Source organism: Geobacillus sp. ZGt-1 (assembly GCF_001026865.1).
Classification (GTDB): domain Bacteria; phylum Bacillota; class Bacilli; order Bacillales; family Anoxybacillaceae; genus Geobacillus; species Geobacillus thermoleovorans.
In genome coordinates this window covers 6,949-9,931 of the sequence record NZ_LDPD01000013.1, presented here as the reverse complement: position 1 = coordinate 9,931, position 2,983 = coordinate 6,949, and the positions used below count along the sequence as shown (strand labels likewise).

Here is a 2,983-nt window from a genome sequence, read left to right as displayed (position 1 = left end):
TTTACTCATGGATGTTTTTTAGGGGTAGTACCATCGTAGCTGACGCCACCTGCAAAGTAAATGTTGAAAATTGTTAATAACAGATCATTAATTTCGAATAGAGTTCCGACACCTGCCGTTTGCGTTGATATCAAACCTATCGTTCGTTTTGAGTAGCGTTTGCCAACTACTTACAGAACCATATGTTTGTTCCTTAATTTGGAACATCCAACATATGATCCCAATATAGCCGAGCTCATAATATTTTCCGCCCATCTAATTACAAAGGTTGAATTATAGTAAAGACTTGAATATACTTCAGTGTATTTTTCAGACCCTACCAATGTGATTTCATGGTTTACCAAACTCCCGTAATTGAATTACAAGAGTAGAGCCCCAGAAATGCCATGTATGGTCGCCATTAGCAATAGCCACTCATCACTACCATTATAATTTGAACAAGCCCTCCGCCCATAAAATAAACCATTTTAATCGGAAATTTCATGAATTATTTTGACTTAATATCTGCAAAATATAGTTTGATCACGATAATAAAAGGAGGAATTCAAATATGAACAGGAAACTTATAGGAGTAATGTCCCTCTTTTTGATAATATTATTCGGAATGTATGGTGTCGGGACTAAAATTGTCGCCAAATCAAAAATTTATGAAACAGAGTCAACAACTGCATTAGTGGTTAATAAAAATGATTTAGAGGACCTTTCAATTTACTTCTTAACGCCTTATATAACCAAAGCAGTACAGGATTATTATGGAAAACCATCTGGAATTCAGTGGTGGAAGCCTAAAATATTAGAGATTAAAAATTTAGAACCCGGGAGTCGTTATAAATTCTTACTCAAAATTCGTGTAGAAACATTTAAAGGGGCTCACAACCCTCCTTACGGAATTGATATAATAACACTTGAAATCGATTTTGACAAAATTCGTATTATTGATTACAAGCACATCGAAGAGAAGATAAAAAAACAAACATAGGGTATTACCTCTTTTATTTTTCCTAAATAATGGGCTCACTAATCAGCGAGGAACAGCTGAGCTTATACAGCTACTTTCTCCTGCCCGANNTCGACAGTGACTAGGCAAATAAATCGCCTCTCAGTCCTTGATGCAGAAGGGCTGAGAGGCGATTAGGTATACTTGTGGCGTGTATCTAGGAGCGAGGATGAATGTCTAGGATCTTCGGGGGAGGCTCTAGTCCTAGAGTCGCAAAGGTTTGCCCTTATTTGGAGGTCAGTTCTGTCCGCTGATAAAGGTCCCCGTATTTTGAAGAAAAATGTCCGAGTGTGAGACGCTAGCATTCCTCTCTTACTTTCGGCCACGATTCGTTGGTCCGAATCTTTACGATGCGAACCAGCAAGAGAACCAGCCAACTGAGCAGCACATGCACACGAATGTGGTCTTCCAAGCGATGATACATGGGTCGCAATTCCAATGTCGATTTCAGTGTACGAAAAGCCAGCTCGATATCCACCAGCTGCTTATATCCCAGCGCGACATCCTCGGCAGACAGTGTGNCATCGGACGTGCGGATAAGATATTTGCCATCATACTTTTCGGCTAAACGTGTGCCTATGGAATTCAGTGTTTTTTCCTAGGTTGACAACCCCAAAGTCCTTGATATAACGGGATTTCTGGACTTTTTATTTGCCTAAAATGGCCCTCAAACTGTCGAACTCGGGTCCTGGTTAGTGTAGTAAAAGCAGTTTCAAATTCATATCTCCGAGCAAACAAGAAAAAAGCAGGATGTTACCCTGCTTACTAATCCAATTCCTTGTTTCAGGAGATTTTATTTCATTGAAATGTTGAGAGCTCTGATCATTATTCGTAAATAAAGTTACAGTGTAGCTAACAGTTTTTATACCGAATAGTTTGGCTTGATTTATATCACTTGAAGTATAACCGAAATAAATATCAAACCATTGTCGAGTTAAACCTCGGGAGCAAAATACATCCCCCATGTCCTCAACTGTAAAATATTGCATAGAAGTTCCAGACGGAGTTTTTAAAACTGTGGAAGTTTTAATAACTGCTCCGAAAGGAAAAATTGTTCCTGAACTCGGACTACCGCAAGTTTTAGGATGTACTGCAGCAGTTTTATATTTTTGAGGGGTTGTACCATAATAAGTTAACGAACCTGCTGGTGCAGTATACGCTGTTACATCTTGATTTAAATAAGTGTAGGAGGCTGCACTAGCATAATCAATAAAAAGTGAAGTCAATAGGATCGCTGAAAAAAGACTCGTAACAATCTTAGTTTTAAGCTTTTTAAACATGTTAAACACACCTTTCACAAGAAAATTTGTTAATTAATCATTATTTTATCAGTAAATACTAAGATGTTATCTTGGTAACGAATTTTCCAGTCCTAGCATTGAAGATAATCTTTATAAACCTACCCTTTTTATCCCTACCAACCACTTCAACAGTCGGGTCACTGTTTAACTTTCGCAAAACAAAATGGTATCCTTCGGCCCAACCTTTTCCTGGTAATAGGTTATATTCCTTTTTTGCTTTATCAACAATTTTATCGCTATCAAAATGAATCTTGTTTAAATCTACTATATTTTCATTGTTTACAGGTTCAGTCAATGCTAATTTTTCTACTATTTTTTGATTATGAATTGTATATAACATTTGATCATCTGTACCTGGTTTAGCTAGAATTACATTCCAATATCTTCTTTTCCCGTGTTCCCCTTTACTTTTACTTTCTTTTTCCCTATCGTCAACACTTAATACATAATAGATTTCTGCATCTTTACTCCACTCCTCTCTAGCTTTTTCCTTTGCAAACCTACAGGCTTCTAAAAGTGAAAATTCTTTTGAAGAGGCAGAACTGTTGGAATGGTAAGTAAACACAATTGCTAGAATAAATATTGTGAGAACACAATAAATAAGTTTCTTCATCAATTACCTCCTTTTGGATATTAAGGTTTTTATAAGGTTCATCACCAAAAGTTGTACTTGCACCTGTCATGA

At 36.9% G+C, this 2,983-nt stretch carries 3 protein-coding genes and 1 pseudogene; 1 reads left to right on the top strand and 3 read right to left on the bottom strand.

What is annotated here, in order from left to right:
* The first annotated feature begins 550 nt into the window (after window positions 1-550).
* Window positions 551-979 carry a DUF3888 domain-containing protein gene (locus tag VU18_RS04285; protein WP_011230515.1) on the top strand — a complete coding sequence of 143 codons (429 nt, stop codon included), beginning with the start codon at window positions 551-553 and terminating at the stop codon, window positions 977-979.
* A 175-nt stretch (window positions 980-1,154) separates the two neighbouring features.
* Here VU18_RS04285 and VU18_RS17215 read toward each other — a convergent pair.
* The 3 genes and pseudogenes from VU18_RS17215 to VU18_RS04275 form a co-directional block, all read right to left on the bottom strand.
* Window positions 1,155-1,518 (bottom strand): annotated as a pseudogene (locus VU18_RS17215) (transposase); the annotation flags it as partial.
* A 171-nt stretch (window positions 1,519-1,689) separates the two neighbouring features.
* Window positions 1,690-2,277, bottom strand: a complete 588-nt coding sequence (locus VU18_RS17875) for a hypothetical protein (protein WP_123961353.1) — start codon at window positions 2,275-2,277, stop codon at window positions 1,690-1,692.
* 58 nt (window positions 2,278-2,335) lie between these two features.
* On the bottom strand, window positions 2,336-2,911 hold the full coding sequence (locus tag VU18_RS04275) for a hypothetical protein (RefSeq protein WP_025039373.1): 576 nt from the start codon (window positions 2,909-2,911) through the stop codon (window positions 2,336-2,338).
* Between the last annotated feature and the right edge of the window lie 72 nt (window positions 2,912-2,983).